This window comes from Streptomyces sp. NPDC002463, assembly GCF_042889835.1.
Taxonomy (GTDB): Bacteria; Actinomycetota; Actinomycetes; order Streptomycetales; family Streptomycetaceae; genus Streptomyces; species Streptomyces nymphaeiformis.
The window spans coordinates 324,055-341,741 of the sequence record NZ_JBIARL010000004.1; the positions used below are offsets into that span (position 1 = coordinate 324,055).

Here is a 17,687-nt window from a genome sequence, read left to right on the forward strand (position 1 = left end):
CGAACCCGGCCGTTTGCCGAGGCACATTGATGCACCCTGCAAGGCAAGGCTCTGACCTGGAGTTATGTCCCCGTGCATGAGGACTGCGCGATCCGGACGGAGCCCCGGCCCTCTCGGAGGGGAGCTCACAAAGGAGCGGAGGGGAGCGGGCTTGTCCCCCTCTGGTAGGCCGGTGCCTTGACGGGAGGGAGCTGTTTCACCAACAGGGCCAGCCAGGTGTCCGCGTTCACCCGTCCCGTCGCGGCGAGGCCGTGTGTGCGCTGGAAGAACTTCAGGTCCTGGACGGTCGCTGCCGTGAACTTTCCCGAGACCGCGGTACCGCCCTGACCCACGTTGTTCAGGAGCTCCTGCACGGCCCGTACCTCGAAGGCTCCGGATCCGTGCTCGACCACCTTCACCAGCTCCGGCCAGGTCAGCGGGCCCACCTTGCCGTCGACCGCGAGGTCGTGCCGCTGCTGGAAATCCATCACGGCGTCCCGGGTGTCCTGTCTGAAGAAGCCGTCGGCCAGCACCTTGTACCCGTGCGCGTTCAGCAGGTTCTGCAGGGCGCGAGCGCGGCTGAACTGGTCCTCCTCGCCCATGCGCAGCAACGGCCACTCGTACGGTGCCTCGCTCGCGGAAAGGGCACCGGCCGCACCCGTGTCCACGGCCTTCGGGTCTGGGGCGGAGAGCCGTTCGTTGACAAACGCTCCGGCGGTGAACGCCAGCATGATGGCCGCCGATACCAAGACCCGCCGCAGCCACCGGGAACGCTGCCGACCGGATGTGCCAGCGGGGCCGTTCGTGCCGAGCTCGTCGGCGGAATCGGCGGAATCGGCGGGATCGGCGGCCTGGTCGGCCGTGGAATCGGACCCCTGCTTCCTGCCGTTCTCCCGCAGTGCCGTCCGGCACAGCGTCCGGGCCTGTTCGAGTTCCGCCGCCGGTGCGCCTAACTGGGTGTGCAGGATCTCCACCACCCGCGGGGGAGCGGTCGAGAGGTGTTTCGGGTTCAGATAGCGCGAGAGCGTCGTCTGATCGATGCCGAGCCTCGCGGCCAGGGCCTGTTGCGTCGGCCGGGTGCCGCCTGTGCTACTCCCTGCCTCCTCCCACCAGCGGCGCAACAACCGGGCCAGCTCTGGTCCCGCGCTCCGGTCCTGTTCCTGATCCTGGCCGCCCCGTACGTGTTCCATGTACGTGTCTCTCCCTGTCGTCATGCGGAACAGCCGGCCTCCGCTTCGGCTGCATGGCGACATAACAGCAGGTCAGGTCTGTGCATGACGGCAGGCGCCGACGCCTCGGCCTCAGCGGGGCTGATCGTAACGACGCGGTCGCGGTCCCCGGAGCAGACGCTTGCGGCGCACCGGTGTCGCCCGGGTGATCCGTGGCCGTGCGGCGAAGCCGCCCCCGCTTTTCGGGCAGGGGAGAGGCGGGCGGCCCGGGTTCACCCGGACGAGTAGGCGGGCAGCGCATCACGGAGCGGAGATTCACCCACAGGAGTGATGTGCGGTGCGGCCGAGGCCTGCCTCGGCTTTCGAGGGGGCAGGCCGGCCGCTGGGGTCACGACGCGGCGGGGAGGGTGTCTTCGACGGCCGTGCGCGTCGAGCGGTAGGCGGATACCTGAGCTGGGGCAGGACCTGGCCCTTGACGTGAGGACGTAGTCGATCTTCTGGTCGTAGGCGCGCGGGGCCGTCGACGTCGGGCCTGCCAGGTCGATCAGCCACTGGCCGAAGTTAATGGACATGGAGCGTTCGGGGAGGTAGCGGGCGTCGTGGCGGCCCGCGTAGCTCGTGCGGGACTCGGATGCTGGTTGACGGCCTCCCGCGGCTCGGGACGTAGGCCTCCCACGAGGTCGTGCAGAGGACGCTCGCGGGCTCGCCCCAGCCGCCGTTGGGCAGATACGCGAAGTCTCACTCGGCGGAGTCGTCGACCATGGGGGCCTTGAGGTTGTCGACGGTGAAGAACGTCTGGACGACGCAGCCGCCGTCCGGGCCGGACAGCGGCGCATCGGAGGCCCGTCGCGCCCAGCCCGATCCGGGAGACCTCCGGGCTACGCAGCTTGATGTACCGCATGTCGCCCTACCCGGTTCATGGCGCTGCCGGGCCCCTTCGCCCCTCTCGCCCAGCCCGTCAGGCGGAGCCTCTCACGGAGGACTGGGCGGCAGGAGGAGGCTTCCGGCGTCGTGCTCCCCGCATGCGGGAGGATGATCCCAGGCTCGGGCCTCCGTACTCCTCCAGCTAGCCGTCGGTGAGCCGCGGGGCGATTCCCGCGGTCGGCCACGATGGCGCGAGATCGAGATGCGGAGACGTGGTCAGCAGGTCGTCGGTCTTCACATGGAATGCGGTTGCGAGGGTGTCCGACTCTGCCTTCACACACTTACGTTGGACGCCCTCGTGCCGTACGCGCAGACCATGGCCTGGAATGGGTCACCTAACATCTCGTGTCATGGCGATGTTCGTACACTTGACCTCAGCGGCGAACGCGCCGCGTATCCGGCGGTCCGGGGTTCGGGCGGCCAGCCAGGGGCAGGGCAGTGTGCGGGGGGTCTACTGCTTCCCGGTCCTGCCGTCGTACACCCTCACCCACCAATGGCTGCGCGAGCTGGCCCGTTTCGGCAGCCGGGGCGGCCTTGTGGCAGTCCACGTGCGACTCGACGACGCCCAGGACGTGCTGGTCGGGCGCTATGCCGACCGGGCGCGGAATGCCCAGGCCACCGTCTCCGCGTCAGAGGCAGTGCGCCGGATCGCGGCGCTGGAGGACCCGCGCGGGTGGGAGGTGTTCGTCCCCCGGGCGATCCGGCCGCGTGAAGTGCACCGGGTCCGCACCGCGCCGCAGGTGGCGGGCTGGCGGTATCTGCCGGACGCACACGGTGTGCGCCCCTGCACCTGTTTCGGGTGCCGTGTGCGCGGCGGGTACGGGGCGCGGCGCCTGCGCGAGCGGTTGCCGCATCCGTTGGATGGTCCGCCGCCACCCGTCAAGGTGCTGCTCGCCCGGGTCGCAGCCAATGACCCCGGGGACCCGGCCGCGCTTCGGGAGGCACTGCACTGGTTCGGAATGCGTCGGCGCGGCCCTCTCGCCCAGTTGAGCCGCCTCGCCACCCACCCCGACCCCGGGGTGCGGGAGGATCTGGTGTGGGCGGTCGCCCGTTGGTCCACCCCAGGGGTCACCGAACTGCTGGACGGCCTTGCCGACGACCCGCACTCGAACGTCCGGGAGGCAGTGGAAGCATCCCGCGAGCCGCTCTGACCACCGATCCCTTGGAAGAGAGCATCTAGGGCGCGTATCGAGTCGTGATCATCGGGTGGTCCTGGTGAGGTCTTTGATCCAGATCATCGAGGCGTGCAGGTGGAGACTGGCGAGGTAGCTGTCGGAAGTCTTGTCGTATCGGGTGCCTCACCGTCCCAGTTCCGGCCTCCTGGTACGTCACGCTCTCGGGCGGGTGAGGCACGTGGAGCCGACGTGAGCCGACCGGTGCACTGATGTCCGGGCGGGGACTCATGGGACATGGCCCGCACCCGGCTCAGGTTCCGGGGAGGATACGGCGCGTTTCGTAGGCCCACATCGCGATCTCGACCCGGTTGCGGGCGCCGAGTTTGGCCATCAGGCTGGCCAGATGCGTCTTCACCGTGCTGAGGCTGATGTGCAGTGCATCGGCGATCTCGGTGTTGGTCAGCCCGCGAGCGACGGCGAGGAGCACCTGCTCCTCGCGGGCGGTGACGGGGGAGACCGGCTGGGCCACGGGCCGGCCGGCGGGCAGGTCCGCGAATGCCTGGAGCAGACGGACGGTGACGCTGGGCGCGATGAGCGCCTCACCGCCGGACGCCGACCGTACGGCCTGGGCCAGAAGGTCCGGTCCCGTGTCCTTGAGGAGGAATCCGCGGGCGCCGGCACGCAGCGCGCCGTAGACGTACTCGTCGAGGTCGAACGTGGTGATGACGACCACGGCCAGCGGGTCGGCGACGCCCGGGCCGGCGACCAGCCGGGTGGCCTCGAGCCCGTCGAGTGCGGGCATGCGGATGTCGAACAGGCAGACGTCGGGGCGCAGTTCGCGGGCCAGGCGTACCGCCTCCCGCCCGTCGGCGGCCTCGCCGACCACCTCGATGCCGGGCTGGGCGTTCAGCATGATCCGCAACCCGGTGCGGATGATCGTCTGGTCGTCAGCGACGAGGACGCGAATGGACACGGCTCTCGCTCCTCGCTCTCGGCAGTTCGGCTTCGACATGCCAGCCCCGGTCGGCACCCGGGCCGGCTCGTAGTGTGCCGCCGAGCAGGGTAGCGCGCTCCCGCAGTCCGGTGAGTCCGTACCCGTCGCGCCCCCGGCCGGTGCGCCGGCCGTTGTCGCGCACGCTCACCCGTACCGTGTGCCGTTCCGCGGCGACCCGGACGACGAGCTCGGTCGCGTCGACAGCATGGCGCAGCGCGTTGGTCACCGACTCCTGCACGATCCGGTAGACGGCCGCGTCCACGGCCGGGGGCAGCGCGTCCAGCTCGCCGTCGAGCCCCAGGTCGACCCTGAGGCGGCCACCCGGGGTCCGCACCAGGCGCTCCAGATCCGCGACACCGGCAGGCGGCGCCAGCTCGGCGCCGACCCCGCGGTCGCGCAGCGCGGCGACCATGGCGCGCATTTCCTCCAGCGTGCGCGCCCCTTCCTCCTCGACCCCCTCCAGCGCCGCGACGGCGGCGGACGGGTCGGTGTCCGCGAGCACCCGGCCCGCCTGGGCGATGATCACCATGGCCGACACGTGGTGGGCCACCGTGTCGTGCAGTTCCCGGGCGAGCTGCTCGCGCTCGCGGGAGCGCACCTGCTCCACCTGCCGCTCGCGAGCGGTCACACGGAACCGCACGGCAGCCCCTACGACGCCGGGCAGCAGCAGGAAGGCGATGCCCACGAGGTTTTCGACGACCGGGGTCTCGTCCGTGACGGAACACAGCGCGCCGGCCGCGAGGATCACCGAGGCGCCCAGCACGACCTCGCGTCCCGATCCCCACCGGGGCAGCGCGTACACCAGCACGAGCACGACCGCCCCGGTGTACAGGCCGACGGGATCGCGCGGCGCGGCGACGAGCGAGGCCGCCTGAAGCAGGATCACCGAGCCGAACGCCAGCGTCACCATCGCCAGCGGGCGGGTCCGGCGCCACAGGGGCAGCAGGCACAGCCATACGGCGAACACCACCGCCACCGGCCGCCACACGACGTTCTCGCGCAGGGTGGCCTCCAGCGCCACACCGCCCAGGCCCGCGGCGAGCAGCGCCCAGTCCCGCCGCACCCGGGCGGGCGCGTCGGGCGGCCGGGGTTCGGTCCACAGGGTTCGCAGGTCGTCTCGGAGCACGGTTCTCAGCCTAGGGGCCGTGGCGTGCCGCGCATCGGCCGAAAGGACGGGTCGTCACTCCGTCCCGGGGCCGACGGATCCGCGGCCCGCGAGCCGATGCCGCAGAGCGCCGTGGCGACGAGCCTCGGCATCGGCGGCCGTACAAGGACGGCCGACGAGGTGGTTGGAGGACCCGATGCTCTCGAAAGCCCTGTTGCGCCTGGGCGCAAGCGCCGCCCGCCATCCCTGGCGGGTGATCGCGGCATGGCTGATCGCCGCCACGCTCGCCGTCCTCGCCGCCGTCGCCTTCGGCGGGCGGACCGCGGACTCGATGACCGCTCCGGGACTGGACTCCCAGCGGGCCGCGGAACTGATCGAACGGGCAGGCACCGGCCAGGAGGGGATGACCGCCCAAGTGGTCGTCACCCCTCTCGACGACGGTGCGACGTTCTTCGACCACGACAGCGCGCGCACCGCTCTCACGCGGCTGCAGACCGAGGTGAAGCGGCTGCCGCATGTGCTCGGCACGAGCGACCCGGCGGGGGCGCTCGACGCGGGCGGGGACACCGCCGTGCGCGGCGGCCTCGTCTCGGCCGACGGGCGGATCGCGGTCGTCCGGGTGCAGTACCCCGACCAGAGCCGACTGTCGGCCGAAGACCTCGACGCCCTCGTCGAACTCGGCGACCGGCTGCGCGCCGAACTGCCCCTGCGCATCGAGATGGGCGGGAACCTCTTCTACGCCTTCTCCGACCCCGACGGCGGCGCGAGCGAGCTGATCGGCCTCCTCGCCGCGGCCACGATCCTGTTCCTGGCGTTCGGTTCGCTCGTCGCCGCCGCGCTGCCGATCGGCATGGCGGTCTTCGGACTGACCGTCGGGGTCGCCACGATGACGGTACTGGCGGGGGTCACGGACGTCCCCACCTTCGCACCGGTCCTGGGCAGCATGGTCGGGCTCGGAGTGGGCATCGACTACGCGCTGTTCGTGCTCGCCAGGCACCGGGAGTACCTCGCGCGCGGGCTCGATCCGCACGAGGCGGCCGGACGAGCGGTGGCCACGGCGGGGCGGCCCGTGGTCTTCGCCGGCGGCACCGTCGTCGTGTCGATCCTCGGCATGGCGGTCGCGAACGTGCCGTTCATGACGGTGGGCGGGCTCGCCGTCTCGATCGTCGTCCTGACCATGGTGCTCGCGTCGGTGACGCTTCTGCCGGCCTTCCTCGGCGCGGCCGGCCCGCGTCTGGGCCGGGCCGGCCGGATCGGCCGGGCACTTCGGGCCGGGTGGTCGGGCCGCCTCGGCCGACGGCGGGACACGGCGCCGGGCGCCGTCCCCGCCGCCGGGTGGCGTCGCTGGATCGGGCACGTCAGCCGGCACCCGGTGCCGTACGCGGTCGGCGCCGCGGCGCTGCTGCTGACGGCGACGCTGCCCGTGCTCGGCCTGCGCGTCGGCCTGCCCGACGACGGCTCACTGCCCCAGAGCCGTACCGAGCGCCGCGCCTACGATCTCGTCGCCGAGGGGTTCGGCCCGGGCACCAACGGTCCCCTCGTCATCGCCGCGGACCCCGCCGGTGATCCGGGAGTGCTGGACCGACTCGTCGCAACGGTCGCGGCGGATCCGGGCATCGCATCCGTCGCGCCGACGCACATCGATCGGGCCACCGGCATCGCGACCCTCGTGGTGTTCCCGACCACCAGCCCTCAGGACAAGGCCACGGCCGACACCATCGCCCGGCTGCGCACCGACGTGCTGCCCACGGCGATCGGGCACGGCCCGGCCAGGGCCCACGTCGGCGGCGCCGCCGCGAGCCTGTCCGATGTGGGCCAACGCACCAGCCAACGCCTGCCGGTGTTCGTCGCCGCCGTGCTGGCGATGTCGTTCCTGCTGCTGATGCTGGTCTTCCGCTCGGTACTCGTACCGCTCAAGGCGGTACTGCTGAATCTGCTGAGCATCGGCGCTGCCTACGGCATCATGGTCGCGGTCTTCCAGTGGGGCTGGGGAGGTGCACTCATCGGGCTGGAAGCGACGGTTCCGATCGTGTCGTTCATCCCGATGTTCCTCTTCGCCATCCTGTTCGGCCTGTCGATGGACTACGAGGTGTTCCTCCTCTCCCGCGTACGCGAGGAGTACCTGCGCACCGGCGACAACGGCACGGCGATCGTCGAGGGCGTCTCGCGCACCGCCCGGATCATCACCTCGGCCGCCCTCATCATGGTGGCGGTCTTCCTGTCCTTCGCCGTCGCCGAGGACCCCTCCACCAAAATGTTCGGGCTCGGCCTGGCCACCGCGATCTTCATCGACGCCACGGTCGTACGCATGGTGCTGGTACCGGCGACCATGACACTCCTCGGCCGGACCAACTGGTGGCTGCCGAAGTGGCTGGACCGGATGCTTCCCCGCGGCCCGGTCGGCACCGACGACACCGACGCGGAATCCACGGGTGAGGCCCCGCGTCCACGGCTGGTTGACCGTTGACTCAACTCCTGCCCGCCCTTGGCGTCCGGCACCTCAGCGCGTCACCCAGGGGCATATCGAGTCATGATCATCGGGTGGTACTGGCGAAGTCCTTGATCCAGATCGTCGAGGCGCGCAGGTGGAGACCGGCGAGGTAGCTGTCGGGAGTCTTGTCGTATCGGGTGGCGATGCCTCGCCATGCTTTGAGCTTGTTGATCAGGCGTTCGACGGTGTTCCGCTCCTCGTGGAGACCGGCGTCGTGGCTGACGGGTCGGCCACCTCTGGAGCCCTTCTTTTCCGGGATGACCGCCTTGATACGGCGTTTGCGCAGGTGGGCGCGGTTTCCGCGGGACGAGTACGCCTTGTCCCCGGCGACCGCGTCCGGCCGGATGCGGGGTCGGCCGACGGGCCCGCGTACCCGTACCTTCTTCAGGACGGGGATGAACTGCGGGCTGTCCGCTGCCTGGCCTGTGGTCAGGATGAACGCCAGCGGGCGGCACTTGCGGTCGGCGGCGAGGCGGACCTTGCTGCTCTGACCGCCTCTGGAACGTCCGAGGAGGACGGCCCTCAGCCGGAGTTTCCGCCGACGCCGGATGCGTCGTCGTTCTTCCAGCGCGGGATCACTTTCGGCCTCTTGCCCGTTTTGCTCTTCGAGGCCGCCCCCTTTGACCTGGCCTTCTCCTCCTCGGCCGCGGCTTTCTCCAGGGCGGTGACGACGCCCTCGTCGAGGTGCATCCCGGCCGCGTCGTGGTGGGCTCGGGCGGTGGTGGAGTCGATGCCGACCAGGGACAGGTCCACCTCACCCCGCTTCGCGGCTTCCGTGATCAGGCCCTCCAGCAGGGCCTCGAAGACGCCGGCGTCACGCCACTGCCGGAAGCGGTTGTGGACGGTCGACCAGGCGCCGAACTCCGTCGGCATCTCCCGCCGCTGCCCGCCCGTCTTGAACCGCCAGATCACGCCCTCGAACTGCTGCCGCAGTCGCTCGGGGTGCGGGCCGTACTCGCCGACCGGCAGGTACGGCTCGATGAACTCCCAATCCGGATCTGTCAGTTGCACTCGCGTCACGTAAGACCGTCTATCGGACCGGACCGTGCCACGAAGGCACATCCCGCAAATTGATCACGACTCGATACGCGCCCTAGCGCCTGTTGTGAGAGCGGTTGAGCAGGCAATTCAGCACACCTCCGTCGCCACCCTGAGTACGACAGCGATGCAGGGGGGGCGACGGTGGGGCGAAGAGTGCGACGGGCAGCAGGGACGCTGGCCTTCACGGATCTGCTCCGGCATCCGGCTCGTCTCATCGAGCAGTTCACAGGAGACGCCCGGCATCGCGCCAAAGCGGACGTCATGGCGTTCAATGCGGGAGAGGCCCGCGAGGTCTCCGCGTTCGTCCGTGACGGCCATCGCTTCCGGCAGGGGTCCTTGATTCTCGATCCCGCCGCAGCGTCGACAGTGGTGTGGCGGCGGTTTCGAGTGCTCGGCAGTTCCGGTGAAGGCGTTGCTTTGATTGCCCCGTTCCACGTCCACGGGGCAGGCCCGGTCGCCGGCCCGGGAAGTGAGGCGGTCGACAAGCGGCTGTTCCGTCTGATGTCCCGGCAAGCAGCTGAATCGTTACTGGGAACTCGCCGTTCCCGCTGCGGACGCCGATCTGGTCCGTGCTGCGCTGCGCGGGGACGGCAGCGGAAGGTAGCCAGAGAGCCGCTGCTTATGGGCACCCGTCCGACGAAGCACCGTCACGGCCGTTCACTGATAGCTGCGACCAGCACGGTCGCTTCGTAGCGGACGGCGAGTTTGCCGTATCGCGTGGCGACGGTTCGGCGGCGCTTGAGCCGGTTGATCCCGCGCTCAACCGTGTGCCGCTGCTTGTCGTCGTCCTTGTCGAACTTCGGCGGCCGCCCGCCGAGCGTGCTGCGCTTGATCCGGTTGCGGACCCGGTCCGCGGGCAGTCGTACGCCCTGTCGGCCCGGACCCGGCCCGGGCGCGTACGAGGTCTGCCTACTCCAAGCCGGGGCACCCGGATCGCTTCCAGTACCGGCTCGAACTGTGGGGAATCGCCCCGCTGCCAGCACCGGAACAGGTCATAGGCCCCATCCCATGCACAAGTCGCGATCATTCACGGCCAAGATCCGCTTTTGCGGCATGCCCAAGTCCCCCGCGCAGTTCATGACTTGCCTTGACTGCTCCCCGCGCCCGTGGGGATGGTCCGCCGAGGGCCCCTTCAAGGTCTGAGGTACAACTGCTCCCCGCTCGGGCGGTGATGCTCCTTGCTGCACGTCTGTGGTGTTGGAGATGCCGACCTGCTCGTCGTGTTCGCGTAGCGTCGGCATGGCGGTGGCGGGTGAAGGGTGTCGGACCGCGTCGACCATCTGGCCGAGACCGCCCACGCCGTCGGCTCCTTCTCCCTCTACCCGAGTTCACCGAGACGGAGGGCGTCCCTTATCTCGCTGAGCTTCGCGGTCGTCGCCGGGGTCTGCTCCTGCGCTTCTTCAGCGAGTCGGAGGGCATCGTCAATCTCGCTGAGCTTCGCCGAGGACAGGACGGCCGCCCGCTCTATCAGGTCGTCCCGTGACACAGTGGTCAGCCACGTGCAAGGGGTGAAGCCTGGACGCGGGAACGCGAGCCGCAGCACGCCTTCGAACGGCAGTCCTTCACCGGCGCCGACCGCCACTTCGATGCCCAGACCGCTGATGTCGACGCCCGCCGGAGCGACGACCTGCATCACCTGGATCCCGGACGCGTCGTCTCCCGACAGCAGTACGACCAACCTCCGCTCGTCGAACTGGACCCACCAGACTTCGCCACGCTGCACAAGTCCTCCAGACACATGACGGCAGACAGACGCTGCGCGACCCTGACGCGCTGTGGAGACGGGTGCGGCCACCGTTGATCATCGGTGTGTGAAGACTCGAGATCGTGCGGTGGCCGCAGGTCACAGCGTAGACCCTGCCCGCTGGCAGGAGGCGTTCGAGGGCCTGATGAGCCGGATAGCGGGACGGTTCACGCGGGTCGAATCCCGGCGCCGAGCCCGGAAGTCGGTACTCGGACTGCTGTCGGACCTGCCGCGCAAGAACTGCTGGACCATCGCCGAGTGGGCCGGGGACAGGACCCCGGACGGCATGCAGCACCTGCTCGGGCGGGCCAAGTGGGACGCCGACCAGGTCCGCGACGACGTGGGTGACTACGTGGTGGAGCATCTGCACGACGACGAGGCGGTGCTGGTGGTCGACGAGACCGGCGACGTGAAGAAAGGCACCGACACCGTCGGCGTCCAGCGCCAGTACACCGGCACCGCCGGACGCGTCGAGAACAGCCAGGTAGCCGTTTACCTCGCCTACTCGACCCCGCGAGGGCACGCGGCGATCGACCGGAACTCTATGTTCCGCGTTCCTGGACCTCCGACCCCGACCGCTGCCGGGCCGCCGGACTCGGTGACAATACGGAGTTCGCGACCAAGCCAGAGCTGGCCGCCCGCATGGTCACCCGATTCCTGGACGCCGGCCACCGGGCCGCATGGGTCGCGGGAGACGAGGTCTACGGCGGCAACCCGAGGCTGCGCGCCGCGCTGGAGGAACGCGGCACCGGCTACGTCCTCGCGGTGGCCTGCTCGCACGAAGTCACCACAGGTGCCGGGAAGTTCCGCGCGGACACGCTGGCCAGGAAGGTGCCCAAGAGGGCCTGGAAGAAGCTGTCCGCAGGGAGCGGAGCCAAGGGCCACCGCTTCTACGACTGGGCCGTCATCGACCTCACCGACCCCCGGCCCGGGAGCCGGCAGTTGCTGATCCGCCGCAACCGCAGCACCGGCGAACTCGCTTACTGCCGCTGCGACTCGCCGGCCGCAGTGCCGCTGACCACCCTGGTGCGCGTCGCTGGATCAAGGCGGCGGGTCGAGGAGTTTCTCCAGTCCGGCAAGGGCTTGGCGGCCTTGGACGAGCACCAGGTCCGGCACTGCTCGTCCTGGTCCCGCTGGGTCACCCTGGCCATGCTCGCGCACGCCTTCCTCGCCGTCGTCCGCGCGAACGAACACGACCGTCATCCCTCACCCGACGAACTGATACCGCTCACCTGCAACGAGATCCAACGACTGTTCATCACGCTCGTCATCCAACGCGTCTTTGACCCTGTCCACCGGCTTGGCTGGTCCGTCTGGCGACGCCGTCACCAGGCCCGATCCCGGACCAGCCACTACCGACGACAAGCCGCTCAAGGATGAAGATCACGATCTACGGTTGGAGTACTAGCCACAGCGTTCAGCGCTTCAGCCAGTTGTGATCGAGTCGCCAAGCCGGACCTCGCCGGGTTCGATGACATCCAGGTACACCCCCAGGCATGCCAGGCGCCCCAAATCGAAGACGTGGATCCGGTGTTCGCGGGCTATCGCACGCATGATGCCAGGGTCGGCTCCCAGCTCGTCGTGGCCGAGCGCGGGTACCACGCAACGCGGCGTGGGCACCACCACGCGAAACAGTGCCTCGCCCACGCGCAACTGCCAGTCCTGCCAGCCATCCTCTACGAAAGGGGGCCCCTCGCCGGTGTCGATGACCAGGTTCGGCCGGAAACGACGCGGATCGAAATCGCCAGCAGGGTAGATGGATCGGAGCCTTGTCAGCGAGGACGTGGTGACGAGGTGGACCCGGCCGTAGTCGAAGAAGGTTCCCGACGCGACCTTGCCGGCGGTGATCCTCTCTCCGGTGTCGTCCACGAATGCCGTGGGCCGCAGGGCATCCGGGACACCACCCTCGTACTCCGGCACCGCACGCTCCAGCGTGCTGTGAGACGGTGCGCTCGCTGAGACGAACACGTGGCGGCCCAACAGCTTGGACAATCGGGCATCCAAATCGGGATCGCCGACCGCACGGATCACCCCGTCGGGTAGCTCGACCGCGACGGTGCCTTCGGCCAACCGACTCCGGCAGCCGAGCAACGGCCCCCACTTACGCGGGTGTTTGACACTCCCGATCGCGCCCGTCTCATCGAGAACGGCGTGTGACCGGTCCCCGGACAGCCCTGCGCGCGTCACCATCACGGATACCAGAGCCTCGCCGAGCATGGACTTCACCGGATATCGGCGTACCGCCGCCACAGTTCCCATGGAGATCATCTATGACTCTCCCTGCCACCGCATAGGCCAGACCAAAGCCTGCACCGTTCCCTCCGGCCCGCCATCACGTGTGTCTCAGGAGCAGGCACTTCAAGCGGAACAAGCCCAGGCCGACTGAGCTGCCTCTCAGCAGCCCTCGCCTCCGTCATGCCGACGCCCCGACGCTATCCTGCATGGCCCAGTTCTCCCAGGCGAGCAGCGAGGGATTCCTTGGCCGCAGGCCACTCGTCCGTGAGGATCGAAAAGTACACCGTGTCCCGCCAGCTACCGTCCGGGCGTCGGCGGTGACGGCGGAGTACGCCCTCGCGACGCGCCCCGATACGTGTGATCGCGGCCTGTGAGCGGTGATTGAGATGGTCGGTCTTCAACTGCACGCGTCCCATCCCCAGGTCTTCGAAGGCGTGGGTGAGCAAGAGCAGCTTCGACTCGGTATTGACGGCGGTGCGCCAGTACGCGCGCCCGTACCACGTCCAGCCGATCTCCAACGATTCGTCGGCCACGTTGATGTCCATGTACGCGGTCCAGCCGATGGCCCGCCCGGTCACACGATGGATGACCGCAAAGGGAACGTATACGCCCTGCTCGGCTGCCTTGAGCAGCATGGCAAGACGGCTACCCAGTTCCGCCTGCGTCTGTGGCGCCGGCCCGCCCTGCCACCGCCACACCTCCTCGTCACCGCCTCCCGCCTCGAAGAGGTCTCCCAGATGCCTCACCGCGAGCGGCTCCAGGCGTACTTGGCGGCCGGTGAGAGTGATGGGCAGCGGAGTCCGGGCAGGCATGAACCGGAAGGTATCGGGGTGTCGAGCCAGGAACAACTCAATTCTGCCCCGGTCTGACGCGGCAGCTGTAGTTCCGCTGTCTGCGCAGGTCCCCTTCCTGCCGGGGCCCGCCCGTGCGGGGATCGCCGCCCAGGCGGGCCCTGCATTCTCGGCCGTCGCTGCTCCCGCTTGTGCAGAGAGCGGTGGGCGTGACTTACCGTGGCGAAGTCTGCTGACCACCACACTCACCACGGTTGTTCCCTACTCCTGTGGGACTGGTCCTTCGACGCAGGTGAGTTCGAACGCGGTTGGCCGACTGCTTCCCGCTTGTATGGGGACGGCCCCGACCCCATGGCATTTTCCGTCGGCCTCTTTCTCTGCTCCCTCTGCACGGAGCCCCGATGGCGTGTCCGGAACGCCGCCGACCAAGGTTTGGTTGCACACGATCGAAGTTCCCTGTCACAGGACACTCGCCTCGGCCAGGGGACCGACTCGAACGGATCTGCTCCCCGTACCTGTGGGGGTGGGTTCCGAGCTCGAGTGGCGGGTTACCCAGGAGCTCATCTGTTTCCCGCTCGTGCCGGGTGCTGGGGGCACTGGTTTCTCCCGTGGGTCTGGGCTGTTGGCTAGATCTGGGAGGCATTGTTCGGCAGGTCGGCTGGCCTCGTGGTGAGCACGGCGCAGGGGCGCTTGGGGGCGCCGTGCACGGACGGGGGCGTCCGATGGGGAGGGCTCTCCAGGGCATGAGCCGTGTCCGGTGGTACGAGCTGACGCATTGCGGGTTTCGGACTGGGGTGTGAGCGGCTGTGGCTCGTGGTTCGGTTCTCCGTGCTGTTCTCGGTACGCGCCGCCGGCCCCGTATCTGGTTGCTTACCCCACCCGTATGAGGCTCCCGCCTATCAAAACCCGCATATCAAAAGGGGGCTATGCGCCGCAGTTTTGCGTTTCCGCATACGCGAGGCGCCCCGGCCGGGGCCCGTGTTCGCTTGTGTTTTCCGCATACATCCTTTGACGGCCCTGGTGGTCGCCCCCGGCCCGGGCCCTTCCTCGCCGTTCTCGCAGTCTCCCGGGCCGCGGCGTCTCACTGCCGTTCTGCCCATGTCCTTCCTGGGGCCGGCACCCGCCCCCTGCCGCGGGGCTCCTGCTGCGCCTGATCCGTCCCCGCTCCCGTGGCACGGTGCCTGCCCTGGCCTGCCTCGCTTTCCGCCAGGACTTCCCGCCTGTCATGCAGCCCACCCCGGCCGCCCGCTCCTACGTCCCCGAACGCGCTTACGCCCTCGACCGGGTCGCCCACCGTCTGGCCACCCGTACCGCCTCGCCCTGACTGGCCACCGCCCTGGCCATGATGAGGCTCGTTGAGCTTCCCCACCCGGCGCCCACAGGTCCCCGGACCTGCTCACCTTGTTTCCCCGCTCATGGCGTGCCGACCCGCGGACGGTGCCAGGCCGGCGAACGGAATGCGCGGACGTGCTGAGAGGCGACCATCGCGGAGTGAGGGTCTTGCGCGGAGGCGTGCGGTTTCTGCGGTCCTGCCGGTGAGTACCCGTACTCATGCCGGAGCGCGACTGGTGGTCCACCGTGGAGATCACCAAACGGACCGACCCGAGGAAACAACCGATGCCGACTGCGTCCCACCCCCGCCGCGTCCCGCGCCTGCGCCGACTCCTCGCGCTCGCTTCGGGCAACTGGCTCGCCCGGGGCTATCTGGCGGTATTCGCCGTCTCCTTCACGGTCATGTTCCTCTTCCCGGAGAGCACCTTCGCCGGGAGCCCGCTGCTGCTGACGGCGCCCCTTTCCTTCCTGTGTGTGTTCCTCCCTCTCGACCCCGGCGCCGAGGTCGACGGGGCGGCCGACGTGACGGCGGTCGCGGTCTTCGCCGTATGGCTCCTGCTGTGCGCCCTCGTGAACGCCGCCGTGCTCGGCGCCCTCGCCACGAGGGCCGCGACCGCCACACCGACCGGCGCGCGTGAGCCCCTCCCGCACGTCGCGAACCCGGCCGAGCAGAAGAGAACGGACATGACCGGCCCTGCGGGCACCCGCCCGCAGAGGGTTCGGGCCTTGCTGGCGCCCGCGGTGGACAACTGGCTCGCACGTGGATACCTCGCCGTGGTCGCGGTGGCGCTGGGGTTCTTCCTGTGCGCCGCGTTCGTGCTGCCGGATCCCGGGTTCGCCGGGATCTGGCCGCTCATGGCCACAGCGCCGTTCAGCATCCTCGCGATGGCGGTGTCGTCACCCGTCGAGTACCACTCCTCGATCACCTGGCTGAGCCCGCTGATCTTCTCCATCGGGGTGGCCCTGTCCGGGCTGGCCAACGCCGTGCTGCTCGGCCTGCTCGCACACAGACTGCGGACGCGCGAACCGCACCCGGCTGCCTGAGGGAAACGCCGGACCAGCCGACCGGACCCAAGGCGCGCCGACCGAACAGGCGCACACTGCGCCACGGAGTCCGTCGGAAGCTATGCCGCTGGGAGGTTTCCCGTTGCCGACAGCAACCGACTGTGGAACGAAGAGGGCCACGACTACCCTTCACCACACTTGGCCCAGATTTCAGCGGAGTGGGTGGTTTCAGCGAGCGTCGCGCGTGTTGCCGGCTGGAGTCGCCCGCTCGTGGAGTGTGCGGGCCGAGTCTGCCGGCGCGGGCTTGAGCAGCCTTCCATCGGTTGGTGGCGTCAGCGAGTTGTCGGAGCTTGGGCCGTGCCGCTGACTGGTCGGATGCGAGCGGCGGCAGGGCTCGCTTTCGTGCACAAGGACTCGCCCTCGGCGGAAGTCTCCGCAAGCGCGACCGTAGCCGGCACCTGGTCGAGCACATGCCTGATCGCGACGGTGCGGGCCGGCGGCAGCTTCTAGGATCTGCGGCATGGCAACACGACTCGTGCAGATCAACATGAAGGCCCAGGACGACTCCGCGCTCGGCCGGTTCTGGGCGGAGGCACTCGGTTGGGGTGTCGACAGCGAGGCACCCGGCGTGACCAACCTCGAACCCGTGGGCTTCGCCTACCCCGACCCCGTGGCCGTCTGCATCGACATCGTCGTCAGCCCGGAACCCAAAACGGTCAAGAACCGAGTACACCTTGATCTGGCCACCACCTCGACCGCCCATCAGGCGGAGTTGGTCGCGCGCCTGAAGGATCTCGGCGCGACGCTCACCGACGTGGGCCAGGGCGACGTCCCCTGGACGGTCATGGCCGACCCGGAGGGCAACGAGTTCTGCGTCCTGGAGCCCCGCCCGATCTACCGGAACACCGGACCGATCGCCGCGGTCGTGGTCGATTGCGCCGACCCGCGAGAGATGGCCCGGTTCTGGGGCGAGGCGATGGACTGGACGCTGCACGAGGTCACCGACGACCACGCGACCATGCGCTCCGCCCAAGGCGTAGGCCCCTACCTGGAGTTCCTCCGCACCCCCGACACCAAGAGCGTGTGGAACCGCGTCCACCTCGACATCCGCCCCTACCCCGGTGACGACCTGGCCGCCGAGGCAGCCCGACTCCGCGCCCTGGGCGCCACCGACCCTGGTATCGACCAGTCCGCAATCTCCTGGACGGTTCTGGCCGACCCGGAGGGCAACGAGTTCTGCCTCCTCACCCCTCGCTGACCTTGAACAACGACTCCGGCCGGTTCCCGGGCAGGGGCGAGGACCGCGTGACGCCAACCCATGGCACCACGGACGGGAACGACGTCCCCGGTGATCCAGCGCGCGTCCTTGAACGCAGGAAAGGCCACGAGCGGGCCGTAGTCGACAGCGGTGTCCGTACGACCCCGGCGCCTACGGCCGGCGCTACGCGTTGGCACTCGGCCACCCTGGACAGCCTGCCCCGCTCCCCGGATCCGGCTGCCCATCGGGGGGCCTCTCCCTTGTGGGCCCGGCGGCAGGTCAGGTGTCCCATGACCGGGGAGATTCATCGAGCAGGTGTGGGGTGGCTCCCGATCGGGGGGCCGGTTTTCAAAGAGCGGCATCAGTGGCGGAGGTAGTCCAGCTGGGCCGCACCGATCTAGTGCCGCATCAGGCAACGTTCGCCCTGTCGTGTTGCACGGGCTGAGTCGCTCCGGAGTTAACGGGTGGTCGCGGCGTGTGTGGGGGCCTCGGATAGGCTCAAGC

At 69.4% G+C, this 17,687-nt stretch carries 10 protein-coding genes and 3 pseudogenes; 5 read left to right on the plus strand and 8 right to left on the minus strand.

All coding sequences use genetic code 11. The features are described from left to right. Positions 1-125 precede the first annotated feature (125 nt). Together ACFYX3_RS11720 and ACFYX3_RS11725 are read right to left on the minus strand one after the other, a co-directional pair. Positions 126-1,103, minus strand: coding sequence for a peptidoglycan-binding protein (locus ACFYX3_RS11720; protein ID WP_389011294.1), 978 nt, complete (start codon positions 1,101-1,103; stop codon positions 126-128). A gap of 433 nt (positions 1,104-1,536) precedes the next feature. Continuing rightward, positions 1,537-1,988: pseudogene (locus tag ACFYX3_RS11725) on the minus strand (hydrolase); the annotation flags it as partial. Positions 1,989-2,422: 434 nt separating this feature from the next. Between ACFYX3_RS11725 and ACFYX3_RS11730 the strand changes: the two are divergent. After that, the gene (locus ACFYX3_RS11730) at positions 2,423-3,223 is read left to right on the plus strand and encodes a HEAT repeat domain-containing protein (RefSeq protein WP_389011297.1); all 801 of its coding nucleotides are present in this window, start codon (positions 2,423-2,425) and stop codon (positions 3,221-3,223) included. 274 nt (positions 3,224-3,497) lie between these two features. Here the strand turns inward: ACFYX3_RS11730 and ACFYX3_RS11735 are convergent, their stop codons facing one another. Continuing rightward, positions 3,498-4,160, minus strand: coding sequence for a response regulator (locus ACFYX3_RS11735; protein ID WP_389011300.1), 663 nt, complete (start codon positions 4,158-4,160; stop codon positions 3,498-3,500). Continuing rightward, positions 4,135-5,307: a sensor histidine kinase gene (locus ACFYX3_RS11740; RefSeq protein WP_389011303.1), complete on the minus strand. Its 1,173-nt coding sequence runs from the start codon at positions 5,305-5,307 to the stop codon at positions 4,135-4,137. Before ACFYX3_RS11740 ends, ACFYX3_RS11735 begins: the two co-directional genes overlap by 26 nt. Positions 5,308-5,482: 175 nt before the next feature. Between ACFYX3_RS11740 and ACFYX3_RS11745 the strand changes: the two genes are divergently transcribed. Continuing rightward, complete coding sequence (locus ACFYX3_RS11745; protein WP_389011306.1) at positions 5,483-7,753, plus strand: MMPL family transporter; 2,271 nt, start codon at positions 5,483-5,485, stop codon at positions 7,751-7,753. Positions 7,754-7,820: 67 nt separating this feature from the next. Here the strand turns inward: ACFYX3_RS11745 and ACFYX3_RS11750 are convergent. Together ACFYX3_RS11750 and ACFYX3_RS11755 are read right to left on the minus strand one after the other, a co-directional pair. Continuing rightward, positions 7,821-8,797, minus strand: a pseudogene (locus ACFYX3_RS11750) (IS5 family transposase). A gap of 1,339 nt (positions 8,798-10,136) precedes the next feature. Beyond that, entirely contained in the window at positions 10,137-10,541 is a 405-nt protein-coding gene (locus ACFYX3_RS11755; protein ID WP_389011309.1) for a type II toxin-antitoxin system PemK/MazF family toxin, read from the minus strand. A gap of 166 nt (positions 10,542-10,707) precedes the next feature. Between ACFYX3_RS11755 and ACFYX3_RS11760 the strand changes: the two are divergent. After that, positions 10,708-11,942: pseudogene (locus ACFYX3_RS11760) on the plus strand (IS701 family transposase). Between the two features lie 45 nt (positions 11,943-11,987). Here the strand turns inward: ACFYX3_RS11760 and ACFYX3_RS11765 are convergent. Both ACFYX3_RS11765 and ACFYX3_RS11770 read right to left on the minus strand, forming a co-directional pair. Continuing rightward, the gene (locus ACFYX3_RS11765; protein WP_389011312.1) at positions 11,988-12,830 is read right to left on the minus strand and encodes an MOSC domain-containing protein; all 843 of its coding nucleotides are present in this window, start codon (positions 12,828-12,830) and stop codon (positions 11,988-11,990) included. Positions 12,831-12,994: 164 nt separating this feature from the next. Continuing rightward, positions 12,995-13,609, minus strand: a complete 615-nt coding sequence (locus ACFYX3_RS11770; protein WP_389011315.1) for a GNAT family N-acetyltransferase — start codon at positions 13,607-13,609, stop codon at positions 12,995-12,997. Between the two features lie 1,596 nt (positions 13,610-15,205). Between ACFYX3_RS11770 and ACFYX3_RS11775 the strand changes: the two genes are divergently transcribed. Both ACFYX3_RS11775 and ACFYX3_RS11780 read left to right on the plus strand, forming a co-directional pair. Then, positions 15,206-15,964, plus strand: a complete 759-nt coding sequence (locus tag ACFYX3_RS11775; RefSeq protein ID WP_389011318.1) for an SCO4225 family membrane protein — start codon at positions 15,206-15,208, stop codon at positions 15,962-15,964. Between the two features lie 481 nt (positions 15,965-16,445). Continuing rightward, positions 16,446-17,183: a VOC family protein gene (locus ACFYX3_RS11780; RefSeq protein ID WP_389011321.1), complete on the plus strand. Its 738-nt coding sequence runs from the start codon at positions 16,446-16,448 to the stop codon at positions 17,181-17,183. Positions 17,184-17,687 lie beyond the last annotated feature (504 nt).